This is a genomic window from Neisseria sp. Ec49-e6-T10 (assembly GCF_051132615.1).
Taxonomy (GTDB): Bacteria; Pseudomonadota; Gammaproteobacteria; order Burkholderiales; family Neisseriaceae.
Map to the genome: position 1 here is coordinate 2,876,137 of NZ_CP152375.1, position 20,660 is coordinate 2,896,796.

Annotated in this window: 19 protein-coding genes; 11 read left to right on the forward strand and 8 right to left on the reverse strand. The window is 35.9% G+C overall.

Annotated features, from left to right (window positions below; all coding sequences use genetic code 11):
• Positions 1 to 4: 4 nt before the first annotated feature.
• From AADH04_RS14275 to AADH04_RS14290, 4 genes are all read right to left on the reverse strand, one after another.
• Positions 5 to 1,159 (reverse strand): MFS transporter, encoded by a 1,155-nt coding sequence (locus tag AADH04_RS14275; RefSeq protein WP_434777942.1) that lies wholly within the window; start codon positions 1,157 to 1,159, stop codon positions 5 to 7.
• 479 nt (positions 1,160 to 1,638) lie between these two features.
• Positions 1,639 to 1,914 carry a hypothetical protein gene (locus AADH04_RS14280; protein WP_434777943.1) on the reverse strand — a complete coding sequence of 92 codons (276 nt, stop codon included), beginning with the start codon at positions 1,912 to 1,914 and terminating at the stop codon, positions 1,639 to 1,641.
• A 61-nt stretch (positions 1,915 to 1,975) separates the two neighbouring features.
• Positions 1,976 to 2,512 (reverse strand): Dps family protein, encoded by a 537-nt coding sequence (locus AADH04_RS14285; protein WP_434777944.1) that lies wholly within the window; start codon positions 2,510 to 2,512, stop codon positions 1,976 to 1,978.
• Between the two features lie 78 nt (positions 2,513 to 2,590).
• Positions 2,591 to 2,938: a hypothetical protein gene (locus AADH04_RS14290; protein ID WP_434777945.1), complete on the reverse strand. Its 348-nt coding sequence runs from the start codon at positions 2,936 to 2,938 to the stop codon at positions 2,591 to 2,593.
• A gap of 415 nt (positions 2,939 to 3,353) precedes the next feature.
• On the opposite strand from AADH04_RS14290, the gene nhaA reads away from it, so the two are divergent.
• A complete protein-coding gene (gene nhaA, locus AADH04_RS14295) occupies positions 3,354 to 5,201 on the forward strand; it encodes a Na+/H+ antiporter NhaA (protein ID WP_434777946.1) in 1,848 nt (615 codons plus the stop codon).
• Between the two features lie 265 nt (positions 5,202 to 5,466).
• Here the strand turns inward: nhaA and AADH04_RS14300 are convergent, their stop codons facing one another.
• Positions 5,467 to 5,691: an aldehyde dehydrogenase family protein gene (locus AADH04_RS14300; protein WP_434777947.1), complete on the reverse strand. Its 225-nt coding sequence runs from the start codon at positions 5,689 to 5,691 to the stop codon at positions 5,467 to 5,469.
• Between the two features lie 440 nt (positions 5,692 to 6,131).
• Between AADH04_RS14300 and AADH04_RS14305 the strand changes: the two genes are divergently transcribed.
• The 4 genes from AADH04_RS14305 (at position 6,132) to fumC (ending at position 9,684) form a co-directional block, all read left to right on the forward strand.
• Positions 6,132 to 6,848 (forward strand): Crp/Fnr family transcriptional regulator, encoded by a 717-nt coding sequence (locus AADH04_RS14305; protein ID WP_434777948.1) that lies wholly within the window; start codon positions 6,132 to 6,134, stop codon positions 6,846 to 6,848.
• Positions 6,849 to 6,952: 104 nt separating this feature from the next.
• Entirely contained in the window at positions 6,953 to 7,540 is a 588-nt protein-coding gene (locus tag AADH04_RS14310) for a BPSL1445 family SYLF domain-containing lipoprotein (RefSeq protein ID WP_434777949.1), read from the forward strand.
• Positions 7,541 to 7,677: 137 nt separating this feature from the next.
• Positions 7,678 to 8,205, forward strand: coding sequence for a superoxide dismutase [Cu-Zn] SodC (sodC, locus tag AADH04_RS14315; protein ID WP_434777950.1), 528 nt, complete (start codon positions 7,678 to 7,680; stop codon positions 8,203 to 8,205).
• 78 nt (positions 8,206 to 8,283) lie between these two features.
• Positions 8,284 to 9,684, forward strand: a complete 1,401-nt coding sequence (fumC, locus tag AADH04_RS14320; RefSeq protein ID WP_434777951.1) for a class II fumarate hydratase — start codon at positions 8,284 to 8,286, stop codon at positions 9,682 to 9,684.
• Positions 9,685 to 9,711: 27 nt separating this feature from the next.
• Here the strand turns inward: fumC and AADH04_RS14325 are convergent, their stop codons facing one another.
• From AADH04_RS14325 to AADH04_RS14335, 3 genes are all read right to left on the reverse strand, one after another.
• The gene (locus AADH04_RS14325) at positions 9,712 to 10,194 is read right to left on the reverse strand and encodes a hypothetical protein (RefSeq protein WP_434777952.1); all 483 of its coding nucleotides are present in this window, start codon (positions 10,192 to 10,194) and stop codon (positions 9,712 to 9,714) included.
• Positions 10,195 to 10,442: 248 nt separating this feature from the next.
• Positions 10,443 to 10,709, reverse strand: a complete 267-nt coding sequence (locus AADH04_RS14330) for a hypothetical protein (RefSeq protein ID WP_434777953.1) — start codon at positions 10,707 to 10,709, stop codon at positions 10,443 to 10,445.
• Positions 10,706 to 11,797 (reverse strand): hypothetical protein, encoded by a 1,092-nt coding sequence (locus AADH04_RS14335; protein ID WP_434777954.1) that lies wholly within the window; start codon positions 11,795 to 11,797, stop codon positions 10,706 to 10,708. Before AADH04_RS14335 ends, AADH04_RS14330 begins: the two co-directional genes overlap by 4 nt.
• Positions 11,798 to 12,056: 259 nt before the next feature.
• Here AADH04_RS14335 and AADH04_RS14340 point away from each other — a divergent pair, with 259 nt between their 5' ends.
• The 6 genes from AADH04_RS14340 to AADH04_RS14365 all read left to right on the forward strand — a co-directional run bounded on the left by AADH04_RS14340 (position 12,057) and on the right by AADH04_RS14365 (position 20,447).
• On the forward strand, positions 12,057 to 12,659 hold the full coding sequence (locus tag AADH04_RS14340; protein ID WP_434777955.1) for a BMC domain-containing protein: 603 nt from the start codon (positions 12,057 to 12,059) through the stop codon (positions 12,657 to 12,659).
• A gap of 20 nt (positions 12,660 to 12,679) precedes the next feature.
• The gene (locus tag AADH04_RS14345) at positions 12,680 to 14,164 is read left to right on the forward strand and encodes an aldehyde dehydrogenase family protein (protein ID WP_434777956.1); all 1,485 of its coding nucleotides are present in this window, start codon (positions 12,680 to 12,682) and stop codon (positions 14,162 to 14,164) included.
• Between the two features lie 41 nt (positions 14,165 to 14,205).
• Entirely contained in the window at positions 14,206 to 16,809 is a 2,604-nt protein-coding gene (cutC, locus tag AADH04_RS14350; RefSeq protein ID WP_434777957.1) for a choline trimethylamine-lyase, read from the forward strand.
• Between the two features lie 40 nt (positions 16,810 to 16,849).
• A complete protein-coding gene (cutD, locus tag AADH04_RS14355) occupies positions 16,850 to 17,776 on the forward strand; it encodes a choline TMA-lyase-activating enzyme (RefSeq protein ID WP_434777958.1) in 927 nt (308 codons plus the stop codon).
• A gap of 127 nt (positions 17,777 to 17,903) precedes the next feature.
• Complete coding sequence (locus tag AADH04_RS14360) at positions 17,904 to 18,572, forward strand: DUF4125 family protein (protein ID WP_434777959.1); 669 nt, start codon at positions 17,904 to 17,906, stop codon at positions 18,570 to 18,572.
• A gap of 75 nt (positions 18,573 to 18,647) precedes the next feature.
• The gene (locus tag AADH04_RS14365) at positions 18,648 to 20,447 is read left to right on the forward strand and encodes a tetratricopeptide repeat protein (RefSeq protein WP_434777960.1); all 1,800 of its coding nucleotides are present in this window, start codon (positions 18,648 to 18,650) and stop codon (positions 20,445 to 20,447) included.
• Positions 20,448 to 20,660: the final 213 nt, after the last annotated feature.

Genomic DNA, 20,660 nt, shown 5'->3' on the forward strand with positions numbered 1-20,660 from the left:
TTAATTAACTTGGCAGAGTATTTTTAGAATTATTTTGCCTGATTGTTTTTAGCCACAAGCTAAAGCAAATGCTGATTACAGAAAACGTAATAAATAAAGCACCTGAGTTCAGTTTCATGATTAAGCCAATGACAATTGGCCCCATACTGGCACCTATACTGTATGTAACCAGCATTAGTGTGCTAAGTGAAATCCGTTTAGCTGGGTCAATGTCATCATTGGCAAACGAGACCGATAGGGGATAAAAGGTAAATGCAAATATGCCCAGTATAAATGCGAAAATAAGCAAAAAAGAATAGGATAGGGAAAATATACCCCATAATGGGATGATTAAAATAGCAAAAATAAGTGTGTTTTTCTGAAGTAATAGCCCACGATTTACTCTATCAGAAAGCCAACCCATTGGCCATTGAGCCAGCGCGCCAGCGAGCATGATCATTGATAAAAAATAACTGATTTGAATATTGCTTAATCCTACCTGATTGGCATATACAGGGGCTAAGCCATAAATTGTGCCAACAAAAATGCCACTAATTAAAACCGCAATCAATGGCTGAGGAATTTGTTTGATAAAATAAGTCAGCTCCATTGAAACAGATTTTTGGGGCTCAGGGTACATACGACGAGTCATGGCAACAGGGATCAGACTAATACAAAAGCAAATTGCGACCAGTAATACAGGCTTAAAACTCAATAGAGGAAATTTACCAATAAGTAGTTGTCCAACAACTTGCCCAAAGCTGCTGGCTGTCATATAGCCTGCCATAATAATGCCACGTTGATGGTTTTCTACTTGATCATTAAGCCAGCTTTCAATGACAATAAATTGCCCCATCATAGCCATACCCATAATAAAACGTAACATCAGCCACAAAGGAAGTGATTCAAATAGTAAATGGAGCAATACCGTTATCGTGCTGATGGCTGCGCAAGCGACATATGTGCGAATATGCCCAACATGAGAGATGATGATATTATCAATTTTTGCGCCAAATGCCATACCAATATAATAAGCAGCAATCATGCCCCCTATCCAAACAGAGCTGACTTGCTTTTGGTCTAAGTTTAATGCTATATAGGTAATAAATAGGCTGGAGCCCATAAGCATAAAGATGGTGGCACAGAAAAGTGCTGGAAATTTCATTAAAGTTATACGCATTTTTTATGCCATCAAAGCAAATTGCTTCAGTTAACTGGGTTGGTGTTTTCTTTTGTGATTATAAGCGATTATTATGGATAATGTTGTTAATTTAATTTCAGTTTGTAAAAGGGGATAAATTAAAGAATACTGAAGCTATTGATTGTTGCCGTTGTTTATGACTTTTTTGTATTAAGTTGTTGTATATATTGGATGTTTGTTTGAGAATTTAATTGTGTCTGCATTTTTAAAACTTAGATCTGTATCTGAAGATGGTAGAGTATAATTCAGTCTGATCCAAAGTAGACAATTTTTTGTATGATTACTTTACTAGCATATTGTAAGAGAAGTTTTATTTCTTGGTTAAATGTCTTTTGTTCATTCAGGTAAATCATGACCTTGAACGCAATAGAATAAAGACTATTTGTTCAAGGTCAATTATTTTAGATTGTTACTGGCATAATTTTTGCAAGTATTCGTCAACATAATCGTTGTTGTCATTAATTACCTATTGCTCCTTGTACATCCAGTACATCTATTTTGGTTTTATCTAAGCCCGTGTCTGTAATATGGCATTGAATTGTCAAGCCGTTTTTGCTTTCAAAATGGGCAAGTGTGAATTGAGCGCCTTGGCCTTGCCTCAAACTTAGATTAACCTCTTGTGCAACAGATAATATTTTTTGCTGTGGCAAATAAATCGATTTACCATAAGTTAAGAGTAAGGTTTTAATTTCCATAAGACCTGTTTGATTGATTGTGTAAGTATAGGTTTCCATTATCGTGTTCCTTATTTTATTTGAATAAAAATAGGCTATAGAAAATATGTTTTTAAGAAAGTTAATGATTTGAACTGTCTGGCATACGCGCAGCTTCAAATAAAAACCAAGCTCTTCTCTCTGCCTGATCAACCCAATTTTCAATAAAACTGGATGTGGCTATATCGCGAAACTGACTGGTCACATTATGTGCTTCTCGTAAATTAAAAGTCAGCGTTTGATTGTCTTCCCTTAATTCAGCAAGCATGTCAGAAGGCTCAACATAAACAGCGTTATTATTTAAAATACGTTGCAAATTAGCGATATGTTCTATTGAACGTAAAGTAGGTTGTCCAATTTTTCGAATACGCTCGGCAATCTCATCTGTCATTGCCAAAAGCTCGGAGGCCTGTTGATCAAATAGTAAGTGATAATCTCGAAAATGTGGGCCACTCACATGCCAATGAAAATTTTTTGTTTTTAAATATAAAGCAAAAACATCGGCCAAAATAGCGTTCATCATCAAACCAATACTCTTAGCTGATTGAGGCGGTAAGTCTGTTGGTGTGGCTAAAGGTCTATTAAAAAAACTTTTTATAATATTAGTATTGGTGCTCATAATATCTTCCTCTTATATTTTTAAATGAATTGATATGAAAATATATTTAATAAATGTTATTAAATACTTCTAACATGTTTATTTTGTATTTGAATTTTGATGAAAAATTTGTCTGGTTGGTGTGTTGTCGTATTCATAATTTGCACTGTCCCATAAATCTTTAATAAATGTGTAGCCAGTTTGATTGTTTTTGTGTAAGCCAATGGCAAGATAATTGTTTAACGTACCTATAAAGATAGAGTCATTTAGATCTATGGTTTTACTTATCGCTAAGCTTACTTCGTCAGCTGTGTTTCTTGTCAAAAGAAGCCAGCTAGAAAGATGAATTTTTTTAGCTTCACCAAAACTTTTAATTGTTTTAATAATATTGGCATAATATTGGCTGTTTTTTCTGACCAAGTCATACGAAATGATTAACTTATTCATGAATATCTCCTAAATGTGTGGGTTTTATTGTTTGTTAGTGAAGATGTGTTTTCCAGTTTTCCCTTCCTTGCCTGTTAACACTATTGTCTTATGAGACATTATCAAATTTAATTAATATTTTATCTGTGCGTTAGAGTACCAATCGCCGATATTTATTGATTTATGGTTAATAGGGGTAATTTAATGAATTTTTTTATATTATTAATATTATTGGGTTTTGTTTTGTAAAATGTAATCAGTTAACCCATAATTTTCCTTTTTTATTTGTGGCGTTATGTATGCTAGAGCACAGATTAATTCATTGTAATTAGCGATTATGATTATTAAGTAAAAAATTATTTTATGGCATGTCAAAGGAAAAATAGTTTTTTTAAAATTTTGATCAGTTGCGCTAAATATGTTGGGAAAAATACAGATGAAAAACAAAGAAAACGTTAAACAATCTATTGATGAGCATGATCATATTTTGGGTGGAGTTGATGCCCCAATTGTACTTGTTGAGTATGGTAGCTATGCTTCTTTTTTAAATTTAGAAACCCAAACACATATTGCCAATATTCAAAATAATATGGGTAAGAATCTTTGTTATGTCTTTAGGCATAACCCAGAACCTAATAATCAATTGGCTTATCGTGCCGCACAAATTATAGAACAAATTTCACCGGACTTATTTTGGACGGTACATGTTGAGTTAATGGCTTATTCTAATCATTTAACAGAAGAAGACTTAGAAGCGACTGCCATAAAATATGGTGTTAATAATCAAGACCAAACAATAGAAGCATTAAAAGCTAAATTGAAAGTTGATACTGACATTCAACATGCTCATCTTGATGGTGTAAAAATGACGCCAGCTTTCTTTATTAATGGCAGACAGTATCTAGGCTTATGGGATGAGCGTGCTTTTAAGGATGCTGTACAGGGTTCTTTAGGACATCGTGTTCATTTAGCTGCCTATGATTTTGCTGGTTGGGGACCATCTACTGGTTTGATTTTATTATCAGTCACTATCTTATCTATTATTTTGGCTAATTCATCACTTGGTCCTGCTTTTGAACAATTTTGGCAATTGAATTTTGGGCTAAATCTAGGGCTTTTTGTTTTTAATCTCACCTTACATGAATGGGTAAATGATGGTTTATTGACTTTGTTTTTTCTTATTGTTGGTTTAGAGATTAAACATGAATTAACGAATGGTCGTCTTGCCAATAGATTATCTGCAACATTGCCCATAGCAGGTGCTATAGGCGGTATGATTATGCCCGTTATTCTTTATTTACTGATTGTGCCTTCTGGTATATGGATGCATGGATGGGGGATTCCTATTGCAACTGATACAGCTTTTGTTATCGCTTTAATTATGGTGATGGGAAAGGCTGTACCCGTTGAGTTGCGTATCTTTTTAACGGTTGCAGCTATTGTTGATGATATTATGGCAATTTTAATCATCGCTGTTTTTTATTCAGATAATCATAATGTTCTATTTATGAGTAACGCACTTTTGGTTACTGGTATTCTGTTTTTACTCAATAGATTCCGTATTTATCGATTATTGCCTTATGTCATTTTAGGTATTATTTTATGGTTTTGTATTTATCAGTCTGGTTTGCATGCAACATTGACGGGTATTATTCTTGCCTTATTGATTCCAATACAAAAAGCGCCAAATTTAAAAATGTTGATGGATCAGGCATCTTCCATTATGTCTAATAAAACCTTGAGAGACAACCAAATAAGGTTGTATAAAAAAAACAAGCCCACGCAAAAAATCATCACATCAACGTTAAATCAATTAGAGGCATCTGCACTGTCATCATTATTAGGTAATATTTTAAAACGTTTAGAAGCGCCTGCGGACTATTTGTTACGCAAAGTTACCCCTTGGTCTAATTATGTTGTATTGCCTTTATTTGCATTTGCCAATGCGGGCGTAGTGATTTCATTTGGGGTGATTAACGAACATATACTGTTGATCATGGCCATTATATTTGGGCTGGTCATAGGCAAACCATTTGGTATCGTGTTATCTGCTTTTTTAGCTGTACACTTTAAATTGGCAGATAAGCCAAAAGAATATACATGGCTACAATTAATGGGAGCAAGCTCTCTTGCGGGTATCGGGTTTACCATGTCTTTGTTTATCGCAAGTCAAGCATTGTTGGTCGAAAGTGATCTTGCTGCTGCTAAAATTGCGATATTTTCTGCGTCTGTTCTTTCTGCTCTATTGGGCAGTAGCGTATTATGGGCTCTGAGAAGTAAATAAATTGTGCTTGTGTTGATTTTTAGAAAGTTTAGGAATAGGGCAATCAGTTCATTTAAAAAAAGCGACAAAAGGGATTAAAGAGAAATTTATCCTTTTCGTTTTTAACATGAAATATTAATGTTACAGATCCAAAAAATTCTGATAACCATAGTTTTTCAAATGCAATAGCACATTGTGGTACACAACTGGTGTGTTTGATCATAACAACATTGTCTGCCATAAGATTGGGTGCGGCAAATCGAGCCAATTGGTAGAATGGAAAGTTCTAAGGTTGAAGACCCAGTAAAATCTCTAAAGGTTTGTTTTTTATATAGGCTGTACCAGAACATTGTTTCAAATTTTTTGGTGCCAGTAGCTTTTCTGTATTTTGTGCATAATACTCAATAATATCAGCGCTAAGTAACACTTCACCTTTAGCTTCACTCAGTAATTTGTCCATTTCTAATGTAATTAAATGGGCAAATTCATTAACATTATTTCTTAAAAGCATTGCTGCTTTATTCGTAATGGCGGCACGCTCAGTGAACGATATTTGTTCTCAAGTGTCAAAACAACAATAAGCTATACTAATAATATGTTCAAGTCTCGATTTATTTATCGTGGGAAAGGTTTTTATCGTTTCTTCGGTATAAGGGTTAATGGCTTGATAATTCATTTTTTCCTTTTCTTGAACATGTGAAATCAATTTGACTATGTGTTTTTTTATGTATCATCTAAGGCAAGTATATCCATCGTATATTTTTAATCTCATCTTTATTTATTGTCTGTGCGTTAACATGCTTTAAAACATATAGCTGTTGTGATCAAAATTGATTAATCATTATTTGTTGTTTTTTTGATTGATTCTTATATGGATTTTTTTAAATTAAAACAGATAGGAAAAAATAAATAAAAAAATAATTGAATCAATTTTTAAGAATTGGAGTAAATATGTACCAAGGAAATAATCATCAAAAAAACCATTTGTTAGAAGCCTTACCTATTGAAGCCCAAAACCGTCTTGCATCACATTTAGAGCCAATTTCTATGCCACTTGGAATGGTATTATATGAGTCAGGAGATATTCCAAATTATGTTTATTTTCCCACAGATGCCATTGTGTCACTTTTATACGTAATGGAAAACGGTGCATCTGCTGAAATAGCTGTTATTGGAAATGAAGGGTTTGTTGGCGTCTCTATTTTCATGGGGGGGGAAAGCACAATAAATAGAGCTGTGGTTCAAAGCGCTGGTTTTGCCTATAGAATAGCCAAACAAAAGTTTAATGAGGAATTTAATCGTTATGGTGATATGTTACGTCTAATGTTACGCTATACACAGGCTTTAATCACGCAAATGTCGCAAACAGCAGTATGTAACCGTCATCATTCTATTGAACAACAATTATGTCGTTGGCTTTTGCTCTCTCTTGATAGATTACCTGATAATCAATTGTTTATGACTCAGGAGTTGATTGCCAACATGTTGGGGGTACGTAGAGGAGGTGTCACGGAAGCAGCTGGTAAATTACAAAAATTGGGTATCATTGAATATAACCGTGGTCATATAACTGTGTTAAACAGAGCATTACTTGAACAGCTATGTTGTGAATGTTATGCCGTTGTAAAAAAAGAAACAGATCGCTTGCTTCCTCTTTCATTAACTTAGAATAGGCATAATCGTTATCTATATTCTATAGTTACTGTAATAAGTCCATTAACGTACAGACAATTAAGTCATCTTTATGGTTAATATGAGGATAGATATAAAAAATGATTACTATAGAAAGAGAGATAATGATGATTAAAACATTAATGGCTATGATGCTCAGTTTTATGATATTAGGCTGTACCACAACAAGTACCGACAGTTTGAAAAATAATATGTCAGAAAGACAAAAAATTAATAGTCAGGTAAACGAAACCTTAGTTCAGCTTTATAAAGAGGCAAAAGGCTCTGAGCAGATGGCTTTACAAGCAAAAGGTATTTTGATATTTCCATCAGTTTACACCGCAGCACTTGTTGTCGGAGGCGAGTATGGGAAAGGGGCTTTAAGGATAGGGAATAAAAATGCTGGATACTATCAAACTGTTACGGGGTCTCTTGGGGTACAAGCGGGTGCTCAATCAAAAGCCATTATTTTATTTTTTATGACCAAAGAGTCGTTGACGGATTTTCAAAAAAGCAATGGATGGACTGCAGGAGCACATGCCAATATTGCTTTATTTAAGGTTGGCGCTGACGGGACTATTGATACAGATACAGCAAAGGCTTCCATTGTTGGGTTTGTTCTCACAAATGGTGGATTAATGTTCAATGCCTCTTTAAATGGTACGAAAGTTTCTAAGCTTGATATTTAGCCCATTAATTTCATATAAAAAAACAATGACCTAAATATTAAAAACCCCTTAGAATATAAGGGATTTTCATTTTTTGTTAGCCATTATAAAAATAAACAAATTGTATTTTGGTACACTCAACTTTAAGGAAATTTCATATGATGAAATATATTACATTAACAATACTTGCATTAACTGCAAATGCTCATGTTTTGGCAGAAACAACAACAATAAATATGAATCTTGTTTCGCAAGACGGCGTAGGGAAAAATATAGGTTATGTGACTGTCTCTGAAACTGATTATGGCTTGTTGTTTACACCAAATTTAACAGGGGTAGCTGATGGGGTACATGGGTTTCATATCCATGTAAATCCAAGTTGTGATGTTTCTATTAATAAAGACAATACCATAACTCCCGCAGGGGCCGCAGGAGGGCATTTTGACCCTTTACAAACAAATAAACATTTGGGGCCTTATAATAATCAGGGGCATTTAGGTGATCTTCCTGCTTTATCTGTGTTTAATAACCAAGCCAATTATCCTGTTTTAGCGCCTCGACTCAATAAAATTAACCAAATAAAAAACCATGCTTTAATGGTTCACGTTGGTGGTGATAACCATGATGATCATCCTGTTGCCTTGGGTGGTGGTGGCGCAAGATTTGCGTGTGGCGTGATTAAATAAAGACGAAGATTACTTTAAAATAAATAGAAGATATGGTCTTATTTTTTTTAAGACCATATCTTCTATAAAGGAAAACTTATGGATGCTTGGCGTACTGAAACCGACTCAATGGGACCTATTGAAGTGCCATCTGGTCAGCTTTGGGGGGCTCAAACCCAACGTTCTTTAAAATATTTTCATATTTCTAATGAAACCATGCCTACTGATTTGATTCATGCTTTGGCTTTGATCAAAAAAGTAGCAGCAAAGGTCAATATGGATTTAGGTTTATTACCAGCAAACCGTGCACAAGCAATTATAAGTGCGGCGGATGAAGTGCTTGCCCAACAACATGTCTCTGAGTTTCCTCTTTCTGTGTGGCAAACAGGTTCTGGTACCCAGACCAATATGAACATGAATGAGGTTTTGGCAAATCGTGCCAGTGAAATCTTAGGGGGGGAGCGAGGTGAGCATAGATTGATTCATCCAAATGATGACGTGAATAAAAGCCAAAGTTCAAATGATGTTTTTCCAACAGCAATGCATATTGCTGCGGTAATCGCTATAACAAAAAAATTAATACCTGCTTTGGATGAGTTAATACACACCATGACGAACAAAGCAAATGAATTTAATCATATTATTAAAGTTGGACGAACACATTTACAAGATGCGGTTCCCTTAACACTGGGGCAAGAGATTTCTGGATGGGGGGCAATGTTAGCGCATAATTTAATACATATAAAAGCAACATTGACTCATTTATATGAATTGGCTCTAGGTGGAACAGCTGTAGGGACAGGCCTTAATAGTCCACCACAATATGCCCAGCTTTCAGCAGAAAATTTGGCTCAAATAACGCAACAACCTTTTTGTTCTTCGCCAAATAAATTTGAATCTTTAGCAAGTTGTGATGCTTTGGTTCAAGCTCATGGTTCAATTAAAGGGCTTGCTGCTTCTTTAATGAAAGTTGCCAATGATATTCGATGGTTGTCCTCTGGTCCTCGTTGTGGTATTGGTGAAATAAATATTCCTGAAAATGAGCCAGGTAGCTCAATTATGCCTGGGAAAGTCAATCCAACCCAATGTGAAGCCATGACCATGTTATGTGCTCAAGTAATGGGTAATGATGTGGCTATTGGTATTGGTGGTGCATCAGGTAATTTTGAGTTAAATGTATTTCGCCCTATGATTATTTATAATTTTTTACAATCTGTTCAACTTTTGGCCGATGGCATACAGAGCTTTAATCATCATTGTGTCATGGGAATAGAGCCAAATCAAAAAAAAATAGACCAATTACTTCATGGCTCTTTAATGCTTGTCACCGTTTTAACACCCCATATTGGTTATGATAAAGCTGCTGCTATTGCTAAAAAAGCGTATAAAGAAGAGCTAACCTTAAAAGAGTCTGCGTTGAAATTAGGTTATTTAACAGAGGCTCAGTTTGACTCTTGGGTACGCCCAGATAAAATGCTGGGAAATTTGCCAGAAGATTAATTCAATAACCGTTTGTACTTGTATAGGTTATGGTTTATTGGTAATAGGTTTGATAATAAACCATAACCCCGAAGCACTGTTTAATGAACAAGTATATTCAAAATCATCCACAATTTTTACAATTTGAACAGGCCTCATACCAAGCTTCGTATATTGACGAATTGTGTCTGTCATCATGTCCACGACAAAAGAGTAATACGCTTTTTGGTCTTTATTTCCAGTGAGTGCTCTGACTGTCACCGTATTGATCAGCCCAGAGTTAATCATAACCTCTTGTGGAAAATTTTTGTGTTTTAAGATAATGGTTATTTTTTTTAAAATATCTTCGCTTGGGTCAAGCACCCCAATCATTTTGTGAAATTGACTTAATTGGGTGCTAAAACTTCTGACTTCATTAATATTTTGAATGTTTATTTGGGAAAGATTGTTAATGGTTTTGGGGTGAAAATTATCGATGATTTTATTAAAGAGACCCGTAAATTCATCTAGTGAAATATTAAGATTATTCATGATAGCGAATCCTTAGGTGGTTAAAAAATCAGTTATTGAATCATAACCTAAGTCATGACTTGAGTTTATGCAATTTAAAAGATTATTTTTTAATCGTTAAATTGTGATGAAAAGTGATCAGCTTGACGAATAGAGTGTAATAATTGAATATCTAAAAATCTTATTGCTGTAAACAATAAGATTGGCAAACTAAGTTTAATCGTTAATTTTTAGGAAGCCATTTTAAAATGGCTTCCTAAAAAAAACGATTAATCTCTAAGATAGCGATTAATCGTTTTAGCGCTGTCCTCTGTCGCTTGGAAATAGATATTCAACTCATTATCGGAGCCTAGTTCAAAGCCAGCTTCTTCTAAAAGTCCATTTGCTTGAGCTGTCATCAACGCATTAAGCACACCTTTTTTATTGAATGCTTTAAAGTTAGCATATTCACTTTTTAATGCATTCATCACATCTGATACAGATGCTTTATCTACAGTTGTAAAGTGTTTTAAAATGGCAAAATTTAATGGTTTCATACAATATCACCTTTCTGTTCACGCTTTTTAAATAAATCAAGTGGGTTCATTGCAATAGTAAAAATACCAATAATCATGGTGACTGCTGCGAGCCAAGCAATAGGGGGCATAGACCAGCCGTCTTGCTTGAAAGCAATACCAAGCAACAGCCAACAGAAGAATGGGCCCCAGAAAGAAAATGCACCATTACACGACATACCCAGCGCCGCACCACACATTGCATTGCCTTTATACCAAAGCATAAAGCCTAAGTACGCACCAAGCCCGGCAATCACGAACCACATCATTGCATTGACATCGGTAAACGCTTGAGCGACCATGTCGAATCCATTTACACCAGAAAAATATGAGAATATAGGAACCAGAATAATTAAGTTTGATAAGCCAGATGTCACTTGGCGAATGGTGATACCAATTTCAGGGTCTATCATGGATGTACTATAGCCTGCCACACAGCCTTCAATGCCCCAACCAAGTGCTGCTAGGAAACCAAAGAATATCCCTAAAAACAAATTTTCTGGTGCACCATCACTGAATCCAGTCATGCCAATCATGACGCTGGCAAGAAAACAAATACCAATGCCCAACAACATGCGTGAGTTAAGTGTTTGTTTAAATAAAAAACGTCCTAAAATAGCGCCTATGGCAGGGCATAGAGCACTAATGGGTACAACAATAGAACCAGCCTGTTGTAGCCCTATAACGTAGAAAGTACTTGCAAGAGGTCCCCCAACAAGCGCTGCGCCAATCATAATGGCACCAGGTTTTGATTTTAAACAGCGGAAAAAATCGAGAAGTTTCCCTTTGAAAGCAGCAATACCAATTGCCCATACGGCACTACAAGTATCTGTTGTTGCTGCACCAAGAGCGCTTAATAAAAATATAACCGCAAAAGTTGAAAGTCCTGAATTTTCTCCATACCATGTTTGCCATATACCTAAACTCATGGCAAGCGTCATTGATGCTGTGTAGGTGCCATAAAAAACACCTGAAAGAACGGCAGTGATGATTCCCCTTCGATGAAAATCAAGATCTAACTTCCTCTTGATGGTAATTGCATTGGAATTAATGCCAGATATTTGCCCCATAACCTATCTCCGTTAATGTTATATTGCATAAGATCATTATGGGGAACTTGATTTTCTTTTGTAAAGAAAGATTTATGAAAAATCAGCCATAATTTGAGCAAAAGCAAGAAACCATGGTTTTGGTTTTGACTTACATAAGTGAAGAAGATATAAATTGTAAACAGACATATCATTACATCGTTAAATTTATATTTTTGTATGATTTTGACATTAATGACGGCATACTCTAAAATTAAGACTCTAAATGGCTGGAGAGTGTATGAGGTATCGTGGGGAAAGCGCCTTAGGTTTAATCGAAACAGTTGGGATGGTGCCTGCTATTTACGGTGCAGACAACATGCTTAAAGCTGCGAATGTTCAGTTAGTGGCTTATGAGAATATTGGTTCTACCTTAGTCACCATTATGATTAAAGGCGATGTGGCCGCTGTAGAGGCTTCTGTAGAAGCTGGTGCTTCGGCTGCCGCTTCTATAGGTAAATTAACGGCAAGTAATGTTATGCCTCGCCCTGTTCGTGGTGTAGGCGATATTGTTTCTGTCCATGCAATAGAAGAAGAAAATAACGGCCGACCCCAAGCACTTGGATTGATAGAAACTTTTGGTATCGTATTCGCACTTGAAGCTGCTGATGCTATGGTAAAAGCTTCAGGGGCAGAGTTAATTGGTTATGAAAATGTTGCTTCTGGTTATATTTCTGTTTTGGTCCAAGGAGATGTTGCTGCATGTCAAGCTGCTGTAACAGCAGGTATCAATGCAGTTGAAGCGATGGGCGCATCTGTTTATAGCTCTATTGTTATTCCTAGTCCTCATCCAGGTTTAACAAAAATTACAAAGCTATATCTTATTGAAAATTTATTATCCTAAGTTAAGATTTGAGGGACAGAATGATTGCTGATAAAGATTTAATTTCCATTCAACATGCTAGAATTCTGGCAGAGAATGCCCTTGAAGCACAGAAAAAATTAGCAACATTCACTCAAGCGCAACTTGATGAAATTATTGATTGTGTGGTTCTTGAGCTAAAAAAGCATGCTCAATCTTTTGCGACTATGTCTTATGAAGAAACCGATTTTGGTCGTTGGCAAGATAAATGGTTTAAAAACCATTTTGTTTGTACCCGCGTGTATGAACAAATAAAAGAAATGAATTGTGTTGGTGTACTTCATGAAGACAAAGAAAATGGCATCGTTAATATTGGTGTACCAGTCGGTGTCATTATTGCATTATGTCCTGTTACAAGTCCCATCTCAACAACCATATATAAAACACTTATTGCTTTAAAATCGGGAAATGCCATTATTTTTTCCCCACATCCTCATGCCATAAAAAGTATGAGTCATGTTTTGGATATTGTGATTCGTGTGGCGCAAGAGCATGGCCTACCTGAAGGCAGTATCTCTTATTTAGACACAGTAACAAAAAGTGGTACGTTAGAATTAATGAATCATCCCGCTTGTTCATTGGTTTTAATGACAGGCGTGCCAGGTATGTTTCAAGCTGCTCGTTGTACTGGAAAACCCATTATTTATGGTGGAACAGGAAATGGCCCTGCATTCATTGAACGCACAGCTAATATTGAGCAAGCAGCGAAAGATATTATTCGCAGCAAAACATTTGATTATGGTATTGCATCGTCTGCTGAGCAATCTATTGTTGTTGATGAATGTATTGCACAAAAAACCAAGTCTGCTTTGCAAGAAAATGGCGCCTATTTCATGTCTGAAGCTGAGTCTCTTAAATTGACAGAGCTTTTTTATTACGCAGATGGTCGACGTAAAAAAGACATGATTGGCAAATCGGCTGAGTTTTTAGCACGCAGAGCAGGCTTTTATGTCCCAGATAATACAGTTTTATTGGTTGCCGAACGCTCTTACGTTTCTGACTCGGATATGTATGCAAAAGAAATCCTTGCGCCAGTTATGGCTTTTTACGTTGAAGATGATTGGTTACATGCTTGTGAAAAATGTATCGAGTTGCTGCTCAATGAACGAAATGCACATACATTGGTGATTCACTCTCATAATGAAGAGGTTGTTTATCAGTTTGCCATGAAAAAGCCTGTTGGTCGGTTGCTTGTGAATACACCTGCTGCATTTGGTGGAATGGGTGCAACAACGAATCTTTTCCCTGCTATGACATTAGGCAGTGGAAGTGCAGGTTATGGTGTGACATCTGATAACGTGTCTCCTTTAAATCTTGTTTATATGCGTAAAGTTGGATATGGCATAAGACAAATCAGTACATTAGAACAGGATAATATTTGTCAAAGTAACCCTGTTCTTGAAGAAAATAATATAGACGCAACACAAAGACTGCAACAGATATTATTAAATGTAATTAATGTATTAAATAAAACGCCAAATCCCTAAAAGAAATGGTGCGATGATTAACAATATAGGGAGGTAATAAAGTGGATCTTCAAAACTTTTCGAGTAAATTTGCTACGGTAATTGGTAATTTAGCGCAAGAGGATCTGAGTGATTTTCCGAGTAAATTTGCACAGGCGACTAAAGACTTATCGTCCGAAGAACGTGCAATGGTTAAATCTTTTTTTGAAAAATTACATGCAGAAATTGGACGAAGCCAATCTGGTGCGAGTAATAATACCTATACCAGTTGTAATGAAACAGCCATTCCAGATGGTCCAACTGATCGACATATTAAATTAAAAGAAAATTTTTTACGTCAAGTGCCGACTATCACGACGCATCGTGCTCGTGCAATCACGAAAATGGCACGTGAAAATCCAGGTATGCCTAAAGCAATTTTACGTGGTAAAGCCTTCCGTTATAGTTGTGAAACAGCACCATTACTTATTCAAGATCATGAATTGATTGTAGGCGCCCCAAATGGCGCGCCACGAGCAGGTTCTTTTTCTCCAGATATTTCTTGGCGTTGGTTGCGTGATGAAATTGATACCATCAGTACAAGACCTCAAGATCCTTTTCATATTTCTGAAGAAGATAAAAAGATTATGCGTGAAGAGCTTTTCCCTTTCTGGGAAGGTCAATCTATTGATGAAATTTGTGAAGGGCAATTCCGTGATGCTGGGTTATGGGAGCTTTCAGGTGAGTCTTTTGTTTCTGACTGTTCTTACCATGCGTTAAATGGCGGTGGAGACTCTAACCCAGGTTATGATGTTATTTTAATGAAAAAAGGCATGTTGGATATCCAACGTGAGGCGCAAGAACATCTAGACAAATTAGATTATGCTAATCCAGATGATATTGAGAAAATTTATTTTTATAAATCTCTGATTGATACAGCCGAAGGCGTGATGATCTATGCACGCAGAATCTCTCAACATGCAGCACAGTTAGCTGCAAAGGAAACCAATCCTAAACGTAAAGCAGAGCTTTTAAAAATTGCTGAAGTCAATGCAAAAGTGCCTGCTCATAAACCAGAGACATTCTGGGAAGCTATTCAGGCTGTATGGACGGTTGAATCGTTATTGGTCGTTGAAGAAAACCAAACAGGTATGTCTATTGGGCGTGTTGACCAATATATGTATCCTTTATTTAAAGCGGATATCGAATCTGGCCGTATGACTGAATATGAGGCATTTGATTTGGCTGGTTGTATGCTGATTAAAATGTCTGAAATGATGTGGATCACCAGTGAAGGTAGCTCTAAATTCTTTGCAGGCTATCAGCCTTTTGTGAATATGTGTGTAGGTGGTGTGACTCGTGAAGGTAGAGATGCGACCAATGATTTGACTTATTTGTTGATGGATGCTGTTCGCCATGTAAAAATTTATCAACCCTCACTAGCTGCACGTGTCCATAATCGATCGCCTCATCAGTATTTGAAAAAAATTGTAGATGTGATTCGTGCTGGTATGGGGTTTCCTGCCGTACACTTTGATGACACTCATATTAAAATGATGTTGGCTAAAGGTGTATCAATGGAAGATGCACGTGATTACTGTTTGATGGGGTGTGTAGAACCGCAAAAATCAGGTCGTCTATATCAATGGACTTCTACTGCTTATACACAATGGCCTATTTGTATTGAGCTTGTTTTAAACCATGGCGTACCACTTTGGTATGGCAAAAAAGTGTGCCCTGATATGGGGGACTTGAGCAGCTTTGATACGTATGAAAAATTCGAACAAGCTGTGCATGAGCAAATTAAATACATCACCAAATGGTCAAGTGTTGCCACTGTAATTACTCAACGTGTACATAGAGAACTTGCGCCTAAACCTCTAATGTCTATGATGTATGAAGGTTGTATGGAGTCTGGTCGAGATGTATCTGCTGGTGGCGCAATGTACAATTTTGGCCCTGGTGTTGTTTGGAGTGGGTTGGCCACCTATGCTGACTCAATGGCTGCAATCAAAAAGCTTGTTTATGATGATAAAAAATATACTTTAGCGCAATTGAATGAGGCTTTAAAGGCTGACTTTGTTGGTTATGAACAAGTTAAAGTTGACTGTTTGGCTGCACCTAAATATGGTAATGATGATGATTACGCGGATTTAATTGCTTCTGATTTGATTCATTTTACTGAAGCAGAGCATCGTCAATACAAAACACTATATTCTGTGCTTAGCCATGGCACGCTGTCTATTTCCAATAATACACCTTTGGGACAATTGCTTGGTGCATCTGCAAATGGTCGAAAAGCTTGGTTGCCATTATCTGATGGTATTAGTCCAACACAAGGTGCCGATTATAAAGGACCAACAGCCATTATTAAGAGTGTGTCAAAAATGTCGAATGACACAATGAATATTGGTATGGTACATAACTTTAAATTGGTTTCGGGGCTTCTTGATACACCAGAAGGTGAAAACGGTATTATTACTTTGCTTCGTTCAGCCAGTATTATGGGCAATGGTGAGATGCAGTTTAATTATCTTGATAATGATGTTTTATTGGATGCGCAAAAAAATCCAGAAAATTACCGAGACCTTGTTGTTCGTGTTGCAGGATATAGTGCATTTTTCATTGAGTTATGTAAAGACGTTCAGGATGAAATCATCAGTAGAACTGTACTACACAACCTGTAGTTTACTATAGCTTATAAAAAAATAACGGAGAACAAGTATAGTGGAAAGAAAAGCACTGATTTTTAATGTACAAAAGTACAGTATTTATGATGGCCCAGGGGTACGAACTTTGGTGTTTTTCAAAGGCTGTCCTTTACGTTGTCGTTGGTGCTCGAATCCAGAGAGCCAAAATAGGCAATATCAGGTTATGCTTAAAAAAAATCTGTGTAAAAACCACGGTACTTGTATCCCCGTTTGTCCTGTAGAAATTCACTCAATGTCACCTGAAGGGATTCATTTAGTTTCACAACAGATTGATTGCCTTGGTTGTAGACGTTGTGAAGAAGTTTGCCCAGAAAGGGCTTTGGCCATTGTTGGGGAATTAAAAACCATTTCTGAGTTAATGCAGGTGATTGAAGAAGATAGACTTTTCTATGAAAATTCTGGTGGTGGCGTTACTTTAGGGGGAGGTGAAGTCTTATCTCAGCCTGAGGCAGCCATTAACCTTCTTATGGCTTGTAAACAAAGTGGTTTTCATACGGCAATAGAAACATGTGGATATGCTTTACCTGAAACAATTATGAAGGTTGCTGAATTTACAGATCTATTTTTGTATGATATTAAACATATGGATTCTTCACGTCATTATGAAGCCACAGGCGTACATAATGAGCGGATTTTAAACAATTTAAAATGGCTTCTTGACAATAAATACAATGTTAAAGTACGCGTTCCCCTTTTAAAAGGGGTCAATGATGGCGAAGACAATATCCATCAAATGGCTCAGTTTCTTAAACCTTATGAACATCATAAGAACTTTCAAGGGATTGATATCCTCCCGTATCATAAATTAGGGGTAAATAAATATTACCAACTGGATAGAGAATATCCCGTTACGGGAGACCCTTCATTAAGTTCAGCAGATATAGAAGTGGTTAAAAACATCCTGACCCAATATGATCTTAATGTTACGGTGATTCATCATTGATAGACTGGGTATTTATTGTTTAATAGAAAATGTGTCCAGTGGATTGTTTGTAAAGTTTTGTCATAAACATTGTTTTTTGATTAATGTAGATCATTGTGTTTGGTTTATATGAGAGGATGGTCTTTTTATGCATAAAAATCCTGTGCTTCTTGGACGTAACGCATGTGGCTGTGGCTATAATGTTGGTTCTATGATGCCTGAAAAACCAGTCCTTCTAGAAAATATCATTAAAATTGAATGGTCCATGTTTGTCAATGTTAAGGATGCAGGTGGTATCAGTCATTGTCAGCAAGATCCACAAACATTTTGTCTGATGCGTGTGACTCAGGCCAGTATTTGGGAAGACGATACATTAGCAAGTTATCTGACTGATTTGCAAAATGCTTGTATGCTCGGTATTAATTTAATGACTGAAAAATACGCACGTATGATGCAAAGTACCCATCCTCTAGAGTATGAACAAATAAAACATGAACTGCCTCCCTTAAATGCTCAGTCAATTACAACTGTTAATCAAATTATTGAGCATTTTGAAAAGTGGGATGATGAAATTGTTAAACGTTACCCTAAGTTACGTCATTTAGGACGTAAACAACAGGATTATAGTGGTAATACATCAACTGTTACGTATTTAAAGGGAGAGTTATTAACTTATTCTGCTGTAACATTAGCCTTATGTTTACGTGATGTACAAAATGCACATCGTCATCAAATCAACTTAGCAGAAAAAATATTGGAAAGTACAGCTAAATTTTATGGCTATACTTCACTGGAAAATTTAGAACATCAGCTTTAACCTGATCTATTTATTTAAAGAGCTATAGTTAAAACAGCCATCAAAAATTCGGTCATTTATAAAGTAGGAAATACCATGCGTCATCAATTAGAGTGCTTACGAGAACAAATTGTTCAGTTACATGGTAACTATACAAAAATATTACCGTTAACCATGCAAATGGTGTCTGTTGCTAAAAATAGTTTTGGTGTACAAAGCATAGAACATGCTGTGGCCTTAAATGATTTAGGTGGTGTTTATCGTCATCTTGGTCAATATTTCGAAGCACAAAACGTTTTTCAAAAAGCACTTGATATCTTAGAAAGCATTGTTGGTATAAATAACCCAAATTATGCAACAACACTTAATAATATGGCCGGTTTATTACGTTTGATGAAGCAGTATGAACAATCAGAAAAACTATTTTTAGCCGTAATTGATATTTACCAAAGCACATTGGGTGAAGAACACTTTTTAACTTTAAGTGCTTTAAATAATCTGGGGCTTCTTTATCAAGATATGCAAAAATATCATGAAGCCAAGCAGCTACATGAAAAGTGCTTAAAATTACTGGAACATCAAACAGAACATCCAATTGCATACAGCACAACATTAAATAATCTGGCCAATTTATATGAAAAACTAGATGATCTGGATCAGGCAAGTGTTTTAATGGAGTCAGTTGTTGCGCGTTATAAGCAAAACCTAGGTATTGAACACCCATTGTATGCAAATGCGTTGAATAACCACGCTGCATTGTGTTTTAAAAAAGGTGACTTATTTCAGGCTCGCTCGTTATTTAAGCAGGCAAAAGACATAAACCAAAAAATGTTTGGGGTTGATAGTGAAGTATATAAGGTTTCACTTAATAATTTAAGTATTATTGACCAACGTTTGAATCAGTCTCAAGCATCAACACCTGCTTCTAATCAAAATGATTCATCAAATAGTTTAACCCATGGTTATGGTATGCAATTGTGTCAGAACTATTTTGAGAAGCTGTGTTTTCCTGTTTTATCTCAGGCGTTTCCTGAGCAAATAAATAAAATGGCCATTGGTTTGGTTGGAGAAGGATCAGAATGTTATGGTTTTGATGATGAACTATCTCAGGATCATGATTTCGGCCCTCGTGTCATGGTTTGGTTAACACAAGAGGACTACAATCAATTCGGACAAAAGTTACAACATATATTGAATTGTTTACCTAAGAGTTTTGATCATGCAAATGAGATTAGAGCCAGTTCGTGGGGAAGTACCCAAAAACAGGTTTTTTCTATTGAAGAGTTTTACGCAAAATTTACAGGGTTGTACCATTTACCAGAAAGCATTGCTGAATGGGAAGCTATTCCAGAACATCATTTATCCGTTGCAACAAACGGTAAAGTGTTTTTTGATCCTTTAGGACAGTTTACTCATTACAGAAACAGCTTATTGAGTTTTTATCCAGAAGATGTTCGACTTAAAAAAATGGCCGCTCGTTGCATGAAAATAGCACAAGCAGGACAATATAATTTTGCACGCAGCTTAAAGAGAGAAGAGTACGTTGCTGCTAGTTTTGCGGGTGCAGAATTTATGGATGCTGGAATATCCATGATATTTTTGTTGAACCGACGTTATCAACCATTTTATAAATGGATGCATAGAGCACTAAAAGATTTACCTATTCTTGGTTCTTTTTCTTATCAATTGTTTCATGATTTTGTTCATGTTCCTTTGGAAAAACGAGTAGAGTTAATTGAACAATTTAGTGCTAAAGTCATAGAACAATTGATTCAAAATCGTTTAACAGATTCAAGCAGTGATTTTTTATTGGAGCATGGCTCAAGTATTATGCAGCGAATTCAAGATCATCAGCTTAAAAACGCCAATCCGTGGGTGGATAAAGCAATTCAATAAAATATTGATTGTTTCTTAATCGGTAGTCCTCATTGTTTTTTCTAACAGATGATTAATTTTTACATCTGGCCATATCTTTATTTTCTATACTAATAAATAGTCAAAGTAGGCATAACTGTTTATTTCAACAATAAAATTGATTCAAATTGAATTGGAAAAAGTTTAAGACATAAAGATGAGCGTAATCAAACAATAAATCATTTATTGATTGTA

Bases quoted from the DNA above. Each gene is read 5' to 3' on its own strand.
- AADH04_RS14275 (WP_434777942.1), bottom strand. From the start codon at position 1,159: ATGCGTATAACTTTAATGAAATTTCCAGCACTTTTCTGTGCCACCATC.
- AADH04_RS14280 (WP_434777943.1), bottom strand. From the start codon at position 1,914: ATGGAAACCTATACTTACACAATCAATCAAACAGGTCTTATGGAAATT.
- AADH04_RS14285 (WP_434777944.1), bottom strand. From the start codon at position 2,512: ATGAGCACCAATACTAATATTATAAAAAGTTTTTTTAATAGACCTTTA.
- AADH04_RS14290 (WP_434777945.1), bottom strand. From the start codon at position 2,938: ATGAATAAGTTAATCATTTCGTATGACTTGGTCAGAAAAAACAGCCAA.
- nhaA (WP_434777946.1), top strand. From the start codon at position 3,354: ATGAAAAACAAAGAAAACGTTAAACAATCTATTGATGAGCATGATCAT.
- AADH04_RS14300 (WP_434777947.1), bottom strand. From the start codon at position 5,691: ATGCTTTTAAGAAATAATGTTAATGAATTTGCCCATTTAATTACATTA.
- AADH04_RS14305 (WP_434777948.1), top strand. From the start codon at position 6,132: ATGTACCAAGGAAATAATCATCAAAAAAACCATTTGTTAGAAGCCTTA.
- AADH04_RS14310 (WP_434777949.1), top strand. From the start codon at position 6,953: ATGATTACTATAGAAAGAGAGATAATGATGATTAAAACATTAATGGCT.
- sodC (WP_434777950.1), top strand. From the start codon at position 7,678: ATGATGAAATATATTACATTAACAATACTTGCATTAACTGCAAATGCT.
- fumC (WP_434777951.1), top strand. From the start codon at position 8,284: ATGGATGCTTGGCGTACTGAAACCGACTCAATGGGACCTATTGAAGTG.
- AADH04_RS14325 (WP_434777952.1), bottom strand. From the start codon at position 10,194: ATGAATAATCTTAATATTTCACTAGATGAATTTACGGGTCTCTTTAAT.
- AADH04_RS14330 (WP_434777953.1), bottom strand. From the start codon at position 10,709: ATGAAACCATTAAATTTTGCCATTTTAAAACACTTTACAACTGTAGAT.
- AADH04_RS14335 (WP_434777954.1), bottom strand. From the start codon at position 11,797: ATGGGGCAAATATCTGGCATTAATTCCAATGCAATTACCATCAAGAGG.
- AADH04_RS14340 (WP_434777955.1), top strand. From the start codon at position 12,057: ATGAGGTATCGTGGGGAAAGCGCCTTAGGTTTAATCGAAACAGTTGGG.
- AADH04_RS14345 (WP_434777956.1), top strand. From the start codon at position 12,680: ATGATTGCTGATAAAGATTTAATTTCCATTCAACATGCTAGAATTCTG.
- AADH04_RS14360 (WP_434777959.1), top strand. From the start codon at position 17,904: ATGCATAAAAATCCTGTGCTTCTTGGACGTAACGCATGTGGCTGTGGC.
- AADH04_RS14365 (WP_434777960.1), top strand. From the start codon at position 18,648: ATGCGTCATCAATTAGAGTGCTTACGAGAACAAATTGTTCAGTTACAT.